Genomic DNA, 16,286 nt, shown 5'->3' with positions numbered 1-16,286 from the left:
CACCACACCGCTACCATTTCGATCTTCTAAACAGCTGCGCGGCTCGTCCATCCCGGCCATGTCGTCCATCTAACCCTCACCCACACATTCGTTCGATTCCCTCGCCTTCGGGATCGGACGGAAAATTATAATGTCGGCCTGTTCCACCACAACCGCAAAAAGGAGGCGCCCTTGGGCGAGATACTGAGAGCCGCCGTGTACTGCGCAAAAGCACCGTCGCTCTTCCCCCGAGAACTGCATATGTTGGCCGACATCGCCCGAAACGCTGACGATCACTCAGGACCCGTCCTGGACACCGACGGCACCGTGCGCGAGGCCCGCCGGGGCTACGTGCGAGGCCTGGGAGATCCGAAAGACAAACTCGGATTGAAGGCGAACATGCTGGAAACCCGCATGTTCATCTTCACTGCCACCGGCTGGCTCCACCCCGTGGAAGGCCCGGAACACGACGGCGCGTACCAGCTCAACGTGCCTCGCCTGCAGCGGCTGCTCGACGCGGCTGAGGCAGCGATGGCCACCGGTGAGCCGGACGCGGACGCCATCGCCGAAGCGGACCGGGAGCTGCCCGGCGACTTCGACGCGCAAGCCCCGGACCTGGCGGACCAGGTGGACCGCCTGCTGGTTCGCAACCCGGCCACGTAGGCCGGCTGCACCGGCCCGAGCGCGCTAAGCCGCGCTCCCCTCCTGCCGGCGGATGCGGCCCCGGCGCGCAAACCACGCGGCCACGAAGGAGAGTACGAGCGCGACGAGCACGCCGAGGTTCGCGTCCGCCCAGTGCTCGCCGACCAGCGGCAGGAGGTAGCCCTGCCAGTTGTTCCAGGCCGCTTCCTCGGCAAACAGGTTCACCACCAGGCCCCAGCCGATCACCGAGGCGACGACCAGGATGCCGATGGAGGTCCAGTCGACGGCGCCGTAGCAGCCTTTGGCGTCGTAAAGCGCGGGCTCATCGTAATCCTGCGTGCGGGAATAGATGTCCGCGATGAGGATGCCCGCCCAGCTGGCCAGGGGCACGCCGAGGGTGATCAGGAAGGACTGGAACGGCCCGAGGAAGCTTTCGGCGAAGAAGACCACGCAGATGGTGCCGAGGGTGAGGATGACGCCGTCGATGGCGGCGGCCGCTGGTCGCGGGATGTTGATGCCCAAGGTCAGAAGTGTCAGGCCCGAGGAGTAGATGCCGAGCACCGCGCCGGAGACCAGCGCGAGCACCGCGGTGATCAAAAACGGCACGAGCACCCAGGTGGGAAGCAATACGGCGAGCGCACCAATCGGGTCGTCCGCGATCGCTTCCGCCAGCGCCTCGTCGGATGCGGCGAGCAACAGCCCGAATACCACCAGAATCGCAGGGGCGATGGCGCCGCCGAAGGTGTTCCAGAAGATAATGGCGGAATCCGGGGTGTCGCGGCGCTGGTAGCGCGACCAGTCGGCGGCGATGTTGATCCAACCCAGGCCGAAGCCCGTCATCACCATCACCAGCGCGCCGACCACGCTGCCCGCGGAACCGGCGGGGATGGCTTGGACCGCGGCCCAGTCGATGCGCGGGATGGTCAGCGCCATGTACAGCACGGTCACAGCGCCGGTGAGCCAGGTCAGCACCGACTGCAGCTTCATAATCGTGTGGTAGCCCAGCACCGACGCCGCCACGATCAGCCCGGCGACGATCACAGTGGCAATGACTTTGGTGGCGGTGCCGGGGTTGCCGCCGAGCTCGCGGATCACCGTTGTGGTGGCCAACACCGCCATGATGGAAAGGAAAGTCTCCCAGCCGATGGACGTCAGCCACGAGACGATGCCCGGCACCTTCTGCCCCTCCACACCGAACGCGGCGCGCGAGAGCACCATCGTCGGCGCGGACCCGCGCTTGCCGGCCACGGCGATCAGCCCGCAGAGGAAGAACGAGAAGGTCACCCCGAGTGCGGTGACCAGCGCGCCCTGCCAGAACGACAGCCCGAACCAGAGCACGAACGAGCCGTAGGAGATGCCGAAGACCGAGATGTTGGCAGCGAACCACGGCCAGAACAGGTCGGAGGGTTTCGCGGTGCGCTCGGATTCGGGGACGATGTCGATGCCCAGGGTCTCCACCACGGGCGCACTATTCGCTGTGGGTTTGCTGTGTGACATACATGGACTATACGTCGCAGCCAAACCCCCCATAATGGCGTTATGAAATTTCTTGCGCTTTCCACCAGTGTCCACCGCTACGCCGACTCCGGCGTCCACACCGGCATGTGGCTCGGCGAGTACACGCACTTCTACGACGTGCTCACCGAAGCCGGCCACGAGGTCACACTCGCCAGCGTCGACGGCGGCGCCGTGCCCATCGACCCGGTGAGCCTGAAAACCCCGGTGATCCAGCTCGGCGGCACAAACAAGCGCTACGAGGACCCCGAGTTCATGGACCAGCTCGATGACACCCCGGCAATCGCGGACGTGAACCTCGACGAGTTCGACGGCATCTACCTCATCGGCGGCCACGGCACCATGTTCGACTTTGCCGCCGACGAGGTGAAACGGGCCGTCGCCCACTTCGCAGGCAGCAGCAAGATCGTCTCAGCTGTCTGCCACGGCCCGTGCGGTCTGCTCGACGTCACCCTCGCCAATGGCACCAAGCTTCTCGACGGCCGCCACGTCACCGGCTACTCCTGGACCGAAGAGAAACTCGCCCGCCGCACCGAGGAAGTCCCCTTCAGCCTGGAAGAGAAACTCCGCGACCAGGCCGGCGAGTACACCACCGCAAAGATCCCGATGACCAAGCACGTCGTGGTCGACGGCAAGCTCATCACCGGCCAGAACCCCACGTCGGCCGCGGGGGTGGGCGAGGCGGTGCTGGAGGCGCTGAGCTAGGTGTTTTCGCGGGATATCTTCACTTGAACGCGTAGTCGAAGGGCACCCTCGGTGTCCTTCTACGACATCGAGAAACGATCCACGAATGCCGACAATTTCTCACTCAAACGCGCCTGGACCTCATCTTGGTCCATGTGTCGCCCAAGACTGGATGTGGCCGGCAACAGCTTCTTCATGGCGGTACCAGATGTTTGCACGCCACCATTACGAAGTGCTTTTTCCACGAGCGAATACGTCTCATCGGGGTTAAGCTCTTCAGCCTCGATCAGCTCATTGAGCTCTTGATCGCGCCGGTTGGCTAAGAACTTCTCCCAGCGCTGCTGCGTATTACCTGATGCCCCTGTGTTCTCTTCGGAGTGCAGGAATTCTTCGATTAGATCGCGCTTGTTGTGCAGGCTTGGGGATGCTTCAACGCTGCGCTCAATCGTTGCACGAATCTCACGTGCTCCTGCGTCGTTGCGTTGGCCCAACTTCGCACGGTAATCATCAATCAACATGACGATGTAGTCCACGTTAACCTCAAGCTGCTTAACCGGTCCCGTTCCAGCCACGCCCATTAGGCTCTCAACGTCTTTTGATGCCGCTTCTTTAAGGTCTGCGGGGAGTTTGTGGTGCAACACGTACTGTCGCAGCAACCTGTCGATAGCCGTTCGGACCTTAAAGGATGCAAGCTTCTCCCCAGTCTTCCGCTGAAAATATTCGGCGGCGGCATCAAAGTCAACAGAGTTGACGACTTCATCGAAACGCCCGTATTCGTTGATATGGGCTTCATCAACGTGCGCCGCGAGAATCTTTCTCAGGAGCTCAGCATTGACACCAACGGCCCGTACTAGTTGCTCAATTTCACGGTCCTGCTGCGTGAGCTTGTAGTCGTTGATGTAATCCTGCACGGTTTTGCCTGGGACAAGGACTGCTTCACCAGATTGAATGTCATGCAGCCACCGGTTCGCAAAAACTTGGTCTTCCGTGCTTAGGCGTGCAAAGCCAGCGTGCAATTCGGAGAGTAATTCATCGAGTTCTGCCTGCGGTACTCCGGCTTCAATGGCGCGAAGATACTTGGCGTATTTCGCGTTGAGATAGTCTGCATCGATACGTGCGGTGTCGATATGCGTGATGTGCACGTCGATGTCATATGGCGGAGTGTCGTCCCCCGGCTCAGGCCCTGAACCAGGTTCGCCACTGGAACGATCAAGCTCCCTATAACGCGAGAGCAGCGCGATGAACTCCGGCTCAGTCAACTCCACTGTAGTGGTGGTGTCGTCGAAGTAGTACGTGTCCTTCTCCCAGGTAAAACCTTGGACTTGGGCCGCCTGGAGATGCTCGTAGAGTTCCGGCAAGACCTTGGCGAACTCAAGGCGGTCGTCCTCTTCGTCTGGAAGGCGGGAGAAATCATTAATACCGGCGAAGCGTCGTTTGATGACGGCAAAGCACTGGTTGATCTGCATGAGATGCTCGTCAAGGTGATCGACGAACAGCCCGAAGGGTTTGTCTCCTGAGTAAAGCTTCACGGCGGCGTCGATGTTGCGTTGCATCGTATGAGGCTTGCGGTAGTAGCGGATAGAGCCGAAGGGCTTTTCCGGCCCGAAGACGCGGTTGGTACGTGAGAACGCCTGGATGATGTTCTCGTAGGCGATGAGCTTGTCGAGGTACAGGGTGTTCAGCCACTTCGAGTCAAAGCCGGTCAGCATTTGGTCCACGACGATAAGTAGGTCGATCTGCTCGTCGTGCGTAAAAGCTGGTGTGCTGTACGGTCCTTTGTGCGCCAGGCGCGCAGCGATGTCGCGCTTAAACGCGGCGTGTGTCGGCATGGTGAAATGCTGGTCGAACATCGCGTTGTAGTGCTCTAGAACCTCGATGAGGCCGTCTTCTTTCGCGAGCTGATGCTCGCCAGTGTTGTCGATGTTGGGGTCGAACAGCGCCGTGATGTTCAATTGAGGGTAGTTGTCGCGGAAGATGCGGAAATACTCGATCGCCTCTGGGATGGAGTGCGTAGCCAAAATCGCATGAAACGTGCTGTTGCGACTCAGATGCCGCCAGTTTTCCACGATGTCTGCAGCGACAGCTTGGCGATGTTGGTGCTGGTCATACTGCGACATCGGAAGGTAATCCTCAATGCCCCTGTCGTAAAAGTCGTCTTCATGACGCACTCCTGCCATCGGCACCTGGGCCTTGTCCATGAACTTGAGGTAAACCTTCTCCTTCTTTGGATCACTGAAAGCGTCCTGTTCATCGATGGCCTTGGCCTGCTCCAAGGCGACAGATTTACGCACGTCGCTCGCGCGAAATGTCTCAACCATCTCGGGATCGAAGCCGAGAACATTCCCGTCACGAATACCGTCGGCGATTGAGTAACGGTGCAGTTCGTTGCCGAAGATGGTGGCCGTAGTGGCGTGCAGCTTCTGGTTCTCGTCGTGGATCGGAGTGCCTGTAAAGCCGAAGAGCAGCGCGTCCGGCAGCGTGGTCTTGATATTCAGCAGCATGTCTCCAAAGGTGGAGCGGTGCGCCTCGTCAACGATGAAGACGATGCGCTTCTCGCGCAGTTTCTCTAAATACACAGCGCGTAGCGTCTCGGCCTGCAGGTGGTGGAACTTTTGTAACGAGGTGACAATCAGCACCGAGGTTTCGTTGGTCAGCAGTTGCAGCAGCTCATCTGCACTAGAAGTATCTGCAACGTCGATGGTATCTCCGCCGTAGCTGCGGTAGTTCGCCAGCGACTGCGTACCAAGCTCCACACGGTCAAGCAAGAACACAACCTTATCGGCGTTCTTGGAGTCCGCGATCAGCTGCGCGGTTTTGAAACTGGTGATTGTCTTGCCGGAGCCAGTGGTGTGCCAGATGTAGCCGCCTTTGTTGTCGCTCCCCCATTCGTGGCCTTCCACGCGGTCGGCGATACGGTGCGCTGCGAAGTATTGATACGAGCGCATCGCCATGAGGACGCCGGCTGCGCGGTCGGTCACCGTGTAGAAGCCGATGAGCTGGTGCGCCATCGGGATCGACAGCAGCGAGGTCACCACCGTCGGCCAGTCGTTGATCGGCTCGTTATTGAAGTCAGCCCAGTGGAAGAAAAAGTCGGGGTTGAACTTTCTGCCAGGGCCAGGGTTAGCGAAGTACAGCGTCTCCGTCGGCGTCATCGCTGCAAAGATCTGCACTAACGAGAACAGGCCGGTGTAGACGCCCTCATGCGCATACTTGATGATCTGGTTCGTAGCCTGCGAAACAGGAACACCCGAGCGCTTGAGTTCGAGGTGGATCACCGGCATGCCGTTTATCAAAAGCATGAGATCGCCTCGGCGCTCAGGCAGGAGATTGTGGGCGGCTGTAGCAAACTTTGGCTGGCGCGCGATCTGGTAGTACGACTGGCCGCCCGCGATTTCGCGGCGGTCGTAGATCTTGAGCGAAACCTCTTTGCCCAGGTTGTGAGCCTCAGGAGCATCGCGGGTAATGGCCACGCTGCGTCCGTTAATGAACTCATTTAAGCGCAGCGGCGTGCGCAATTCGGTGATCTGCTCGATGATCTGATCCATCTCTGTAGATGTCAGCGGCACATCACCAAGGCGGTCCTGGTCACGGTTGTTGTTGTAGAGGATCTCAGCCCAGTTGCCGATGAGCTGGCGCTCAGAGGGACGGTCGAGGACCTCGTCCCAGCCGTGACGGCGCAGCATAACGACAACGTCATCCTCGAAGCGCGCCTCGTCAGTGTACGTCAGCGGTGTAGTCATGGTAATCGCTCCTTAGACGAACATGCGCTGCAGCAGCGCAGTCTTCGCTTGGGTTAGTTGCGTGATGTAGCAGCTTTCAGCTGCGATAAGCGCATCAAGGTTGAAGAAAACCTCACCGATAGCATGCTGCTCTTCGAGGGTTGGGAAGAAAATCTCGATGTCCTGGATATCCGAATTGCGCAGGTGGACAACAGATTTGCCTTGTGCGCGTTTGACGAGAGTTTCTTTGGCCACACCGTTGCTGAGATTCAATGCTAGGAACACAGGGTCGATATTTCGGCGGGGTCGGATAACGTTGAGATCGCCACCAATAAGAACTCCCGGCTGAAGAAGCGCTGAGGCGATTGCGATGTCCTCGGCAGTCTCGCCTGACGCTGGAACTAACACCTCGTCTCCTCTGCTGATGAGAGCGCCGGGTTGCGGAGACGCAAAAGTGTCAACGCTAGTAATGACTGTCTCGTAGTTGGTATAGAGACGCCCGTAATGAATCACTGGAGTGCCTTCGTCAGTGATGTCTTTCTTTGAGTACCCGCTGCCTTTGGAATACTCGGCACAATCCCGCATGATTCGTGGCTGCCACGCCCCACTGAACCCATCAAGCCGCAGCTCCGGTTCATCGGCACAATCTTGTGGGAACATACGCTGCAACAGCGCAGTCTTCGTCTGCTGCAGGTTCGCGTGCTTGGCGCGGTGTTGCTCGATCAGCGCGTCGAGATCAGCGAAAAGTTCACCGATGGCGTGTTGTTCTTTCCACGACTCAGGAAAAGACAAGGTGATTTCAGCTACTTGCGATGGAGCTATTGCTGGATAACTCGTTCCGGTGCATCGATCTAGAACTTGAGTTAGAAACTCATCACGTTGCACAGCCGTAAATACATATGATGAATTAATTTTCGGACGAATCTGCGCGTAACCAGTCGAGAAGACAAAAGCACGATCTGATTGAAAATTAAAATGATAGTTGTTCTTTTGATACGGGCGTACCGTCTGGTAAAAAATGTCCCCGATCTGAGCAACTCGTTGGGCGCGAGACGGAGCTTTTCCCTTGCTGTACGGGCAGTAGCTAACCAATTCAGTGCCGAGAATTGAAGCAAGGTCTACGTAGTTGAACAAATTTGGGATATCTGCAGAGGGATTCAATTCAGCCACATCACCCATACGAGCGGTGTCCCACTTGCCATCGAAGCCGCCAAACCGAAGTGCCGGTGCGTTGTGCTTAGCCACGCTGACCACCACCCAGCATCTGCTTCAGCGCTGAGACAGCCTGCATGTCCGCATTTGAGCCAGTGAGCTGGCCTAAGGATGCAAGCAAATTGCGCTCAGTGGTAGCGATCTGCGTATCCAACTCAGTCAGTGGCGTGGCGTACTTATCCTGTAAGCGCTGTACCTGATCAGCGAGTTCACGCAGCGCAAGCGATGGCAACAGCGCAAGTTGTGCCATCAACGCTGCAACCCACTTCGTGGAGAGCACTTCTACGATTTGATCATCAGTGAGGTTCTCGATGGTTTCGTGAGTCTTGACGTCTAGCTCTTCGACGGCTTTCTTTTGTTGCGATTTCACCTTAGTCAGTCGATCAAGCAGACGCTTTGCGTCGATTTGAATAGCTTCAACGCTGCCTTCGGGCCACTGTTGATCCTTCGGCAACGCCTTGACGGCTTTGTTGAGATCGGTCTTGAGAAAACCATCCTCCTTAGCGTTGAGAACATCAGAAAGGTCCGTCTTGTCCTCTTCACTAAGTCCTTCGATGACGGCAGTGAGTTCATCCTCGATGCTATCGCGCTCATCGGTGAGATCGTTTACTCGGTCCCTCTGCTCAGGCAAGTAGAGGCCGCGAACGATTTCGAAGGGAGCGACGTGCCCCTCCCAGCCAGTACGGACGTACTCCTTCTTCTTATTCCTCGTCTTCCACTCCATGATCGGATCAACGATCCGCATGGCGTCCCAGCCCTCGGTCTGCAGAATCGTCAGGTCGTTGGCAATAGTGAGCCACTTCTCATGAAGCAGCTGGTAGCCCTGATACTCGTTAATCAGAGGTACAGGAGCCAGACGCGTGAACAAATCAGATTTGATCGCATCTTCGGCAGTGTTGACCGAGACTTTCATTGCGTTGTCAATGAGATCTGCTTCTAACGAGTCAGAAAAACCAGCCAGCGCCGCATTCATCTTGTCGCCAAGTGCCTTAGCGGAATCGTGTTCCAAGACTGTGTCGCGAATGTCCTCGGCGAGGATGATCGCGTAACCATTGACATCTTCGTCAAACAGCGCTTCACGCAGCCCCGGCAGCTCACCCCAGTAACCAGCTAGCGCATCGATCTCACTCACTGGGATGCCGCCATTAACAGTGGCGAAAAAGTCCACAGGTTCTGGCGGCAGCGTTGCAGAGACGTAGCGCGGAATGTTGAGGTTGTACCCGTTTTCACGAATCTCATCGCGAGTCACAACGCGCGCGTAGTTCTCTACGTCCTGGCGGGCAAGGACGGTATCAACGATGCGCTCGATGTCTCGGGCACGCAGCACATTGTTCTTGCCATCTTTGAGGAAGTCTTGAGACGCATCGATAAAGAGCACGTCATCATGGGAGTGCTGCTTCTTTAGCACCATGATGATGGTCGGGATACCGGTGCCGAAGAAGATGGAGCCAGGAAGACCGATAATGGTGTCGATGTTGTTGGCCTCGATCAGGCGCTTACGGATGGCTTCTTCCGAGCCGCCTCTAAAGAGCACGCCGTGCGGCAAGACAATAGTCAAGACGCCATCGGGCTTGATATGGAAGAGTTCATGCAGCAAGAAGGCGTAGTCCGCCTTGGTTTCTGGTGCGAGTCCATACTTCGCAAAACGCGGGTCGCCGGACTTGCCCTCGGGCTTCCACTTCTGCGAATACGGCGGGTTAGAGACAACAGCATCAACGAACAGAGGTTCGTACGTGCCCTCCCGGTCAGACTCATCAAACATCGGCCAGTCGTGTTCAAGGCTGTCACCACGACGAACGACAATGTTGTCGGCCTTGACCCCTCGCATGACCAAATTCATACGTGTGAGGTTAAATGTGTTGTCCTTGATTTCCTGTGCGTAGTACTTGATCGCATCTGGATCACCCATGTGCCGTGCGACGGCCTGGCCGATATTCAGAAGTAAGGAGCCTGAACCTGAGGTTGGGTCGTAAATGGTGATGGTGTCGCGGCCCCGGATGTGCGCGGCAACGATGCGGCTCATCACCTCAGAGACCTCATGCGGGGTGTAGAACTCGCCGGCCTTTTTGCCGGCGTTGGCTGCAAACTTCGAGATCAAGTACTCATAGATATAACCGAGGATGTCGTATCCCTGTTTACCGTCCGTTGGAATGTCGTTGATGAGGTCCAGAAGTTTCTTGATCGCAGCGGTCTGCGAGGTAGCACTGTCACCAAGTTTCGAGAGGCCAGTCTCTAGCGTGCGAAAAATGTTCTCGAAGACATGTTTCCGGCTCGGCAGGATGAGACGGTCAAACGCCGCTACCGCATCACGCACGTCTGCGACATTAAAGTCGTTGCCCGCCGCGCGCCAGGTTGAATAAAGGTTCTCAAAGGAAATGAAGTAGCCCAGCCGATTCTGGACAAACTCGACCGTCTCGGGGTCATCTTCAACGAGCACGTCTTTAAGATTCTCAGGCGCCACGTCATTGGTGTACATCAACTGTTCGACCTGATCGGAGAGGAACTTATAGAAGATGAAGCTGAGGATGTAATCCTTGTACTCCTGCGCTTCGATCTTTGAGCGCATCGTGTTTGCAGATTCCCAGATGCGCGAGGCTAGTTGCCTTTTATCCATGTGAAGTTCCCTGTTCCAGCTCGTTGAAATTCTGTGAAAAACGGATGGCCACGGTTCTGGACATATTCGTGGCCAGACTGCGGCAACACACGTGAGTGGGATTTCCAAAGCTCGGAGCTTAACCCAAAGTCCACGGTCGGCGGGCGACTACATACCGACTCGAAATACTAGAACCAAAACTCACTGCCAGTTTCACTCCCAAGACCAGGACTCGCGATAACCCCAAAGTGCAGAAACCCGGCCAGAGAGTTTCTCTCTGACCGGGTTGCAATCACGTTGGTAGCGGGGGCTGGATTCGAACCAACGACCTCTGGGTTATGAGCCCAGCGAGCTACCGAGCTGCTCCACCCCGCGTCGGGCGTGTATGTGATTATCGCCTGTCGCCGTAACCGGCAACGTGGAATTACTATACATACACCAACTAATAGCGCCAAACCTCCTGTTCAAAGGCGGTTTGGCGCTATCGTTGTTGCTTTCAGGTGGCGCGTGGGTGCAAGCCGTGCTTAGTGCTCGTTACTGCGCCCGCTGGTACTCCTCCACCGCACGGTCCAGGCGGTCGAGGGCGCGGCCGTACTCCTCGAAGGAGCCGTCGCGGGCGCTCTCCAGGTTGCGCAGGGCGTCGTTGATGTTGTTCATCGCCTCGTCCTTGTTCACCTGCGGAGCGTCGCCGTTCTCCTCCGGCTTAGCCTCGCCTTCCGGCTTCGCTTCCTGGTTGTCACCCTCCGGCTTGGCGTCCTGGTTTTCATCCACAACCTCGATGTCCTGGGCGGCCGAGGAGTGGATGCCCACCTGGTCAAGCGCCTGGGAGATCGTCGGGGCGTAGCCCACCTGGCCGCGGTAGAACACCAGCACGCGCAGCAGCTTCGGGAAGGCCGAGGCCTGGTCCTTGCGTTGCGAGTAGATCGGCTCCACGTAGAGGATCTCGCCGCCGCCAACCGGCAGGGTGAGCAGGTTGCCGTTCTTCAGGTCGTTGGTGCCCTCCCACAGGGTGCGGTCACGCGCTACCTGGTCGGAGGACATCAAGGCGTCCTGTGCCTGCTTCGGGCCCTGGGTCTGCTTGTTCGTCGGCAGCACGCGCACGGTGATCTGGCCGTAGTTCTCCGGGTCGGAGGCCACCGCCATGTGCGCGGAGAGGAACTCGCGGTTCAGGCCGCGGAACGGGGTGATCAGCTGGAAGGAGGGCTTATCGGTCTCCGGGTCGGCCGCCACTACGTAGTACGGCGGCTGGTTCAGCTGGCCGCGGCCCTCAGGTGCGGTCGGGTCGTTCGGCACAGACCAGAAGGCGTCGTTATTGAAGAACACGCCCGGGTCGTCCACGTGGTAGCGCGCCAGCAGGTCGCGCTGGACCTTGAACAGGTCCTCCGGGTAGCGCAGGTGCTCGCGAAGCGAGTCGGAGATGTCGGACGCCGGGCGCACCGTGTCCGGGAACACACCCTGCCATGCCTTGAGCACCGGGTCAGTCTCGTCGAAGGCGTAGAGCTCCACGGAACCGTCGTAGGCGTCCACGGTGGCCTTGACGGAGTTGCGGATGTAGCCGACGTTGTCGGTGATCAGGCGCTGGGTGGTGCCGTCCGGGTTCAGCGCGTCCTGGGTGGTGTCCTGCAGGGAGGTGCGCGTGGAGTACGGCATCTGCGACAGCGTGGTGTAGCCGTCCACGATCCACTTCACGCGGCCGTCCACCACGGCCGGGTAGGTCTTGGAGTCCGTGGTCAGCCACGGGGCGACCTTCTCCACGCGGGTGCGCGGGTCGCGGTCGTAGAGCACCTTGGAGTCGCCGCCGACGCGGTCGGACAGCAAGAAGTTCAGCTCCTGGTACTTCACGGTGTAGGCGAGGCGGTTGAACATGTTGCCGATGTCCACGCCGCCCTCACCGCTGTAGGTGTAGGTGGAGTTGTCGGTGTCGTACTCCACCGGGCCCTGGCCGGTCTCGCCCACAATCGCGTAGTCCAGGCCGTCCTCGGCAGAGGCGATGACGGGTCCGTAGTAGATGCGCGGCTCGTCGACCTTGATGCCCAGCTCTTCTGCGTCCTCGGAGGCCTTGGCGGCGGCGTTGGATTGCAGGTCGGACACCGTGAAGATGGGCAGGCCGCCGCGGGTGGAGCCGGCGTCCTGCGCCGCCTCGTCCACGGTGTTGGCCTGGGCAGCGATAAACCCGTTGCCGTGGGTGTACACCGTGTGGCGGTTAATCCAGTCCTGCTGGTTCTCACTCAGCGCGTTCGGATCCATCTCGCGGGCCGCAACCACGAAGTCGCGCAGTTCGCCGTCCACCTCGTAGCGGTCCATGGCCAGCTGGTCCGGGAAGCCGTAGAAGTTACGCAGCTGCTGGTTCTGGGTAAACGTCGGAGAAATGATCTCCGGGTCCAAAAGGCGCAGGTTGGAAATCGTGGCGGCGTCGGAGGCGACATCGGAGTTGGAGGTGTTGCCTGCGCCCCAGTCCTCCAGGTAGGTCACGTTGTCGTCCGTAAGCCCGTACGCCTCGCGGGTGGCCTCGATGTTGCGGCCGATGTACTCGTACTCCTTGGCCTGGCGGTTGGGCTTGACGGAGAACTGCTCCATCAGCGCCGGCCAGACGTTGCCCACCACCAGGGAGGACAGCAGCATGAGCACGGTGGCCAGCACGGGGATGCGGAAGTCGCGGTAGACAATGGAGGCGAAAAACGCGGCCGCGACCACCACGGCGATGACGGTGAGGATGATCTTCGCCGGCAGCATCGCGTTGACGGTGGTGTAGGAGGCACCGGTGAAAATGTCGTTTTTGCCGTAGAGCAGGTAGTAGCGCTCTAGCCAGTAGCTCACAGCCTTCAGCAGCATCCACAGGCCAGCGGTGACGGCGAGCTGAATGCGCGCGTCCTTGCTAATAAAGCCGGAGATGCCGGAGACCTTGTTGCCGATGCGGATGCCGCCCAGCAGGTAGTGGCCCACCGCGGCGACCAAAAACGCCACCAGCAGCAGCATGGACAGCGTGTCCACCACTGCGGAGATGCCGGGCAGGGTAAACGCGTAGAAGCCTAAGTCCTTGCCAAACTGCGCGTCGGCAGAGCCGAACTCGCCGCCGTTGAACCAGAGCATGAACACGCGCCACATGCGCTGGCCGGCCAGGCCGGACAGGATGGCCACGACAACCGGCACCCACACCAGCATGCCGCGCACGCTCTGCTGCACCTGCTGGCGGTACTGCGCGGCCTGGTCGAACGGCGTGGCCTGCTCCTGGGGCCTGCCGCGCCACGCAAACCGGGCGGCAATCCAGGTGATCGCGCCGCCGATCAGCGCGAAGATGATAAACAGCACCACGCGGACCAGGATCACGCGGTTGAACACGCCCCTAAAGTCCACCTCCCCGAACCACAGGAAGTCGGTGTACAGCCCGACTGCCATTGGCAAGAGGACAAGAATGATGCCCAAGACACCGATGGTGGTTAACAACCCCTTGTTCGGTTTCTTGGCGCGTGGTTGTGGCCGATTGAGGCGGGTAGCCAAGCCTGCTCCTTAGGAATTAGTGTGTGCAACGCAGTTAAGCTTCAAGCTTAAATAATTCAACGTCAAACTTGCCCGGAGGGTTCCCGTGCGCGAACAGCAAGCATTAAATAAGGCCATGATGGAGGCCGTCGAGTTCGTCCACGCGGAGGGGTGGGACGCTCCCCCAACCTTGTTCGGCCTGGTACCGACGCAATTGCTTGTCGACGAGCTGGGCCACCTGGATGACTCTTCCCCGTTAACACTGGTGGTCCAAGACCTCCCCGAGCACATCCTGCCCGGCTCCGAGGAACTGGGCGAGTACGTCTCCCGCATCGCCTGGCCCCGCGAGGTTGAAGGCGTGATCCTGGCCCAGGAGATCGTGTTCAAGGACGCCTCCGCCGGCGAGGACGCCGAGCCGCGCCCGGCGCGCCTGTTCTCCGGCGTGCTGCGCGAAGAAGACATCGAGCAGACGCTGTTGCAGCTGCGCCTGACCGATCAGGAGCTTGAGGAGCGTGGCGCGTTCGCACAGGACGACATCGAGCTGCGCGGCGGGCCAGGCGTGGCCCCGGGCGTGGTGGCGGCGCTGCGCTACGGCCTTGAGCAGGACCCGGACGAGCTAGTTTAGGATGACAGTTGTGTTTACTTCCCGCGCCTGGTCCCGTTCCATTGCCGTCGCCGCCGCGACGGCCGCAGCGCTGACGCTTGCGGCGTGCTCCAACGATTCCGGCTCCGATGATCCCGATACCCGCGCGCCGGAGATCACCTCCACGGAAACACCGCCGAGCGAGCCGGAGCAGACAGACGCGAGCACCGAGACTGACACCGCGACGGTGACGTCGACGCGAAGCGAGACCGCTTCCACGTCGGCCACCTCTGGCACGCCCACGAAATCGTCGTCGAAGAAGACTGCTGCGGGCACGGCGGATGCGACGTCGACAAGCGGAAAGAAGCAGGAGGCTGACGCGCTGAAGGAAGTGCGCGAGCGCTTTGCCACCTTGGCCCCTGAAGAGTTCTTCGACCAGTTCGACGACTGCGCGGCGGGCGGCTTGAGCGGCTCCTTCGACTGCTCCGGCGAGGGCGTCGGCCAGTTCCAGTTCTTCGACTCCGACTCCAAGGCCGCCTCGACGACGCAGCTTTTGACGGAGCTGCGCTCCTCGCGCGTGGTGGAGGACGACGGCGACCGCGTGGTGGGCTGGTCCACACTCGGCACCTCCGCGATCATCACCGTGGTGGACAACGAAGCCGGTCAGGTGATGCAGCAGCTGATCTCCACCGACCAGGACGATCCGCGCCAGCGCATCTACGACCTGGGGCTGGCCAAGCAGTAGCTAGTCGCAGGCGGGCACATCGCGGCCCGCGGCGAAATCCTCCATCGCCTGGACGGCCTCGGCGAGGTTGTCCACCTTCGCCACCGTCATGTGTTCGGTGTCCACGCGCTTGACGGCGTCGCAGTTGCCGGCGGGCGCCAAAAACAGCTCGGCGCCATCGTCTTCGGCGGCGCGGATCTTGTGGGTGATGCCGCCGATGGGGCCGACCTCGCCGTCCTCGTTGATCGTGCCGGTGCCTGCGACGAACTTGCCGCCGTTGAGCGCGCCCGGGGTGAGCTTGTCGATGACGGCCAGGGAGAACATCATGCCGGCGCTCGGCCCGCCGATGTCGTTGAGGTTGTAGTTCACACTGATGCCGCCGGCCGGCTCGGAGGTCATGAGAATGCCCAGCATGGGCTGGCCCTTCTCGTGCGGGTTCTCCCCCAGCTCCACCGCCTCGGTGCGTTCCTCGCCGTCGCGCTCGACGGTGACCTCGATCGTCTCGCCGGGTGCCTTGGCGCGCACGGCATCCTGGACTTGCTTTGGTGTTTCCACCTTTTCGCCGGCAACCGCGGTGATTAGGTCCTCGGGCTGCAGCAGCCCCTCGGAGGCGCTGCCTTCCATCACGTCGTGCACCACCACCGTGGTGGGGCGCTCTAAGTAGTGCATGGCCGCCACCGTCGCGGAGGCCTCGGAGGCGACAAACGCCTGCTGGTTAAATTCGCGCACCTGGTCCTCGTCCAAGTCCGGCGGCATGATCTGCTCCACCGGCACGATGGTGTCGTCCGTGGCAATCCAGCGGCCCAGCGCCTGGCCGAGCGTCATGTTCGTGCGCACGGACACGGTGGTCATGTTCAGCTTGCCGCCGGTATCCAGCGTCTCCGCACCCTCGATGTCCACGACGGGCTCGCCGCCGACCTCGCCGAGCGTGTCAAAGGTGGGCCCCGGCCCTTCCGCCGCGTACGGCACCGTCAGGCGGATGTCGGTGCCCGGGATGTGGTCCGCGGTCAGTGCACCTGCAAGCAGCACGACGGGAATGGACCCCCAGACCAGGGTCGACCACCGCCGGTTTCGTGCTTCGCGTGCTTTGGACATGGGCGCAGATTCTAGCGCAGGAGGAGCAAAGTACTGTTGCTGGACCGTTGCTGGCTCTCAGCG

The 16,286-nt window shown here is 60.0% G+C and carries 10 protein-coding genes and 1 tRNA gene; 4 read left to right on the top strand and 7 right to left on the bottom strand.

Annotation, left to right across the window (positions count from 1 at the left end):
* The first annotated feature begins 240 nt into the window (after nucleotides 1-240).
* Nucleotides 241-642, top strand: coding sequence for a hypothetical protein (locus tag HMPREF3151_RS07605; RefSeq protein ID WP_070474948.1), 402 nt, complete (start codon nucleotides 241-243; stop codon nucleotides 640-642).
* Between the two features lie 24 nt (nucleotides 643-666).
* On the opposite strand, the gene HMPREF3151_RS07600 is transcribed toward HMPREF3151_RS07605, so the two are convergent.
* A complete protein-coding gene (locus HMPREF3151_RS07600) occupies nucleotides 667-2,118 on the bottom strand; it encodes a purine-cytosine permease family protein (RefSeq protein WP_070474947.1) in 1,452 nt (483 codons plus the stop codon).
* A gap of 42 nt (nucleotides 2,119-2,160) precedes the next feature.
* Here HMPREF3151_RS07600 and HMPREF3151_RS07595 point away from each other — a divergent pair, with 42 nt between their 5' ends.
* On the top strand, nucleotides 2,161-2,841 hold the full coding sequence (locus HMPREF3151_RS07595; protein WP_070474946.1) for a type 1 glutamine amidotransferase domain-containing protein: 681 nt from the start codon (nucleotides 2,161-2,163) through the stop codon (nucleotides 2,839-2,841).
* Nucleotides 2,842-2,900: 59 nt separating this feature from the next.
* Here HMPREF3151_RS07595 and HMPREF3151_RS07590 read toward each other — a convergent pair whose 3' ends face one another.
* The 5 genes from HMPREF3151_RS07590 to HMPREF3151_RS07570 all read right to left on the bottom strand — a co-directional run bounded on the left by HMPREF3151_RS07590 (nucleotide 2,901) and on the right by HMPREF3151_RS07570 (nucleotide 13,788).
* Nucleotides 2,901-6,560: a type I restriction endonuclease subunit R, EcoR124 family gene (locus tag HMPREF3151_RS07590; protein ID WP_070474945.1), complete on the bottom strand. Its 3,660-nt coding sequence runs from the start codon at nucleotides 6,558-6,560 to the stop codon at nucleotides 2,901-2,903.
* 12 nt (nucleotides 6,561-6,572) lie between these two features.
* A complete protein-coding gene (locus tag HMPREF3151_RS11595) occupies nucleotides 6,573-7,784 on the bottom strand; it encodes a restriction endonuclease subunit S (protein ID WP_141741369.1) in 1,212 nt (403 codons plus the stop codon).
* Nucleotides 7,777-10,365, bottom strand: coding sequence for a type I restriction-modification system subunit M (locus HMPREF3151_RS07580; protein WP_070474944.1), 2,589 nt, complete (start codon nucleotides 10,363-10,365; stop codon nucleotides 7,777-7,779). Before HMPREF3151_RS07580 ends, HMPREF3151_RS11595 begins: the two co-directional genes overlap by 8 nt.
* 277 nt (nucleotides 10,366-10,642) lie before the next feature.
* Nucleotides 10,643-10,719: transfer RNA gene (locus HMPREF3151_RS07575), tRNA-Met, on the bottom strand.
* A gap of 159 nt (nucleotides 10,720-10,878) precedes the next feature.
* Entirely contained in the window at nucleotides 10,879-13,788 is a 2,910-nt protein-coding gene (locus HMPREF3151_RS07570) for a UPF0182 family protein (RefSeq protein WP_246815238.1), read from the bottom strand.
* 169 nt (nucleotides 13,789-13,957) lie between these two features.
* Here HMPREF3151_RS07570 and HMPREF3151_RS07565 point away from each other — a divergent pair, with 169 nt between their 5' ends.
* Together HMPREF3151_RS07565 and HMPREF3151_RS12185 are read left to right on the top strand one after the other, a co-directional pair.
* The gene (locus HMPREF3151_RS07565) at nucleotides 13,958-14,446 is read left to right on the top strand and encodes a PPA1309 family protein (protein WP_070474942.1); all 489 of its coding nucleotides are present in this window, start codon (nucleotides 13,958-13,960) and stop codon (nucleotides 14,444-14,446) included.
* A 1-nt stretch (nucleotide 14,447) separates the two neighbouring features.
* Nucleotides 14,448-15,149: a hypothetical protein gene (locus HMPREF3151_RS12185; RefSeq protein WP_070474941.1), complete on the top strand. Its 702-nt coding sequence runs from the start codon at nucleotides 14,448-14,450 to the stop codon at nucleotides 15,147-15,149.
* Here the strand turns inward: HMPREF3151_RS12185 and HMPREF3151_RS07555 are convergent, their stop codons facing one another.
* Nucleotides 15,150-16,223, bottom strand: coding sequence for a YlbL family protein (locus HMPREF3151_RS07555; protein ID WP_070474940.1), 1,074 nt, complete (start codon nucleotides 16,221-16,223; stop codon nucleotides 15,150-15,152). It abuts the gene before it with no gap.
* Nucleotides 16,224-16,286 lie beyond the last annotated feature (63 nt).

The organism is Corynebacterium sp. HMSC05H05 (assembly GCF_001807265.1).
GTDB lineage: Bacteria > Actinomycetota > Actinomycetes > Mycobacteriales > Mycobacteriaceae > Corynebacterium.
The sequence above is the reverse complement of the archived record's forward strand: the minus strand, read 5'-3'. Positions and strand labels throughout refer to the sequence as shown.

Coding starts and splice junctions, on each gene's coding strand:
- HMPREF3151_RS07605 (WP_070474948.1), top strand. CDS start 241: ATGTTGGCCGACATCGCCCGAAACGCTGACGATCACTCAGGACCCGTC.
- HMPREF3151_RS07600 (WP_070474947.1), bottom strand. CDS start 2,118: ATGTCACACAGCAAACCCACAGCGAATAGTGCGCCCGTGGTGGAGACC.
- HMPREF3151_RS07595 (WP_070474946.1), top strand. CDS start 2,161: ATGAAATTTCTTGCGCTTTCCACCAGTGTCCACCGCTACGCCGACTCC.
- HMPREF3151_RS07590 (WP_070474945.1), bottom strand. CDS start 6,560: ATGACTACACCGCTGACGTACACTGACGAGGCGCGCTTCGAGGATGAC.
- HMPREF3151_RS07580 (WP_070474944.1), bottom strand. CDS start 10,365: ATGGATAAAAGGCAACTAGCCTCGCGCATCTGGGAATCTGCAAACACG.
- HMPREF3151_RS07565 (WP_070474942.1), top strand. CDS start 13,958: ATGATGGAGGCCGTCGAGTTCGTCCACGCGGAGGGGTGGGACGCTCCC.
- HMPREF3151_RS12185 (WP_070474941.1), top strand. CDS start 14,448: ATGACAGTTGTGTTTACTTCCCGCGCCTGGTCCCGTTCCATTGCCGTC.
- HMPREF3151_RS07555 (WP_070474940.1), bottom strand. CDS start 16,223: ATGTCCAAAGCACGCGAAGCACGAAACCGGCGGTGGTCGACCCTGGTC.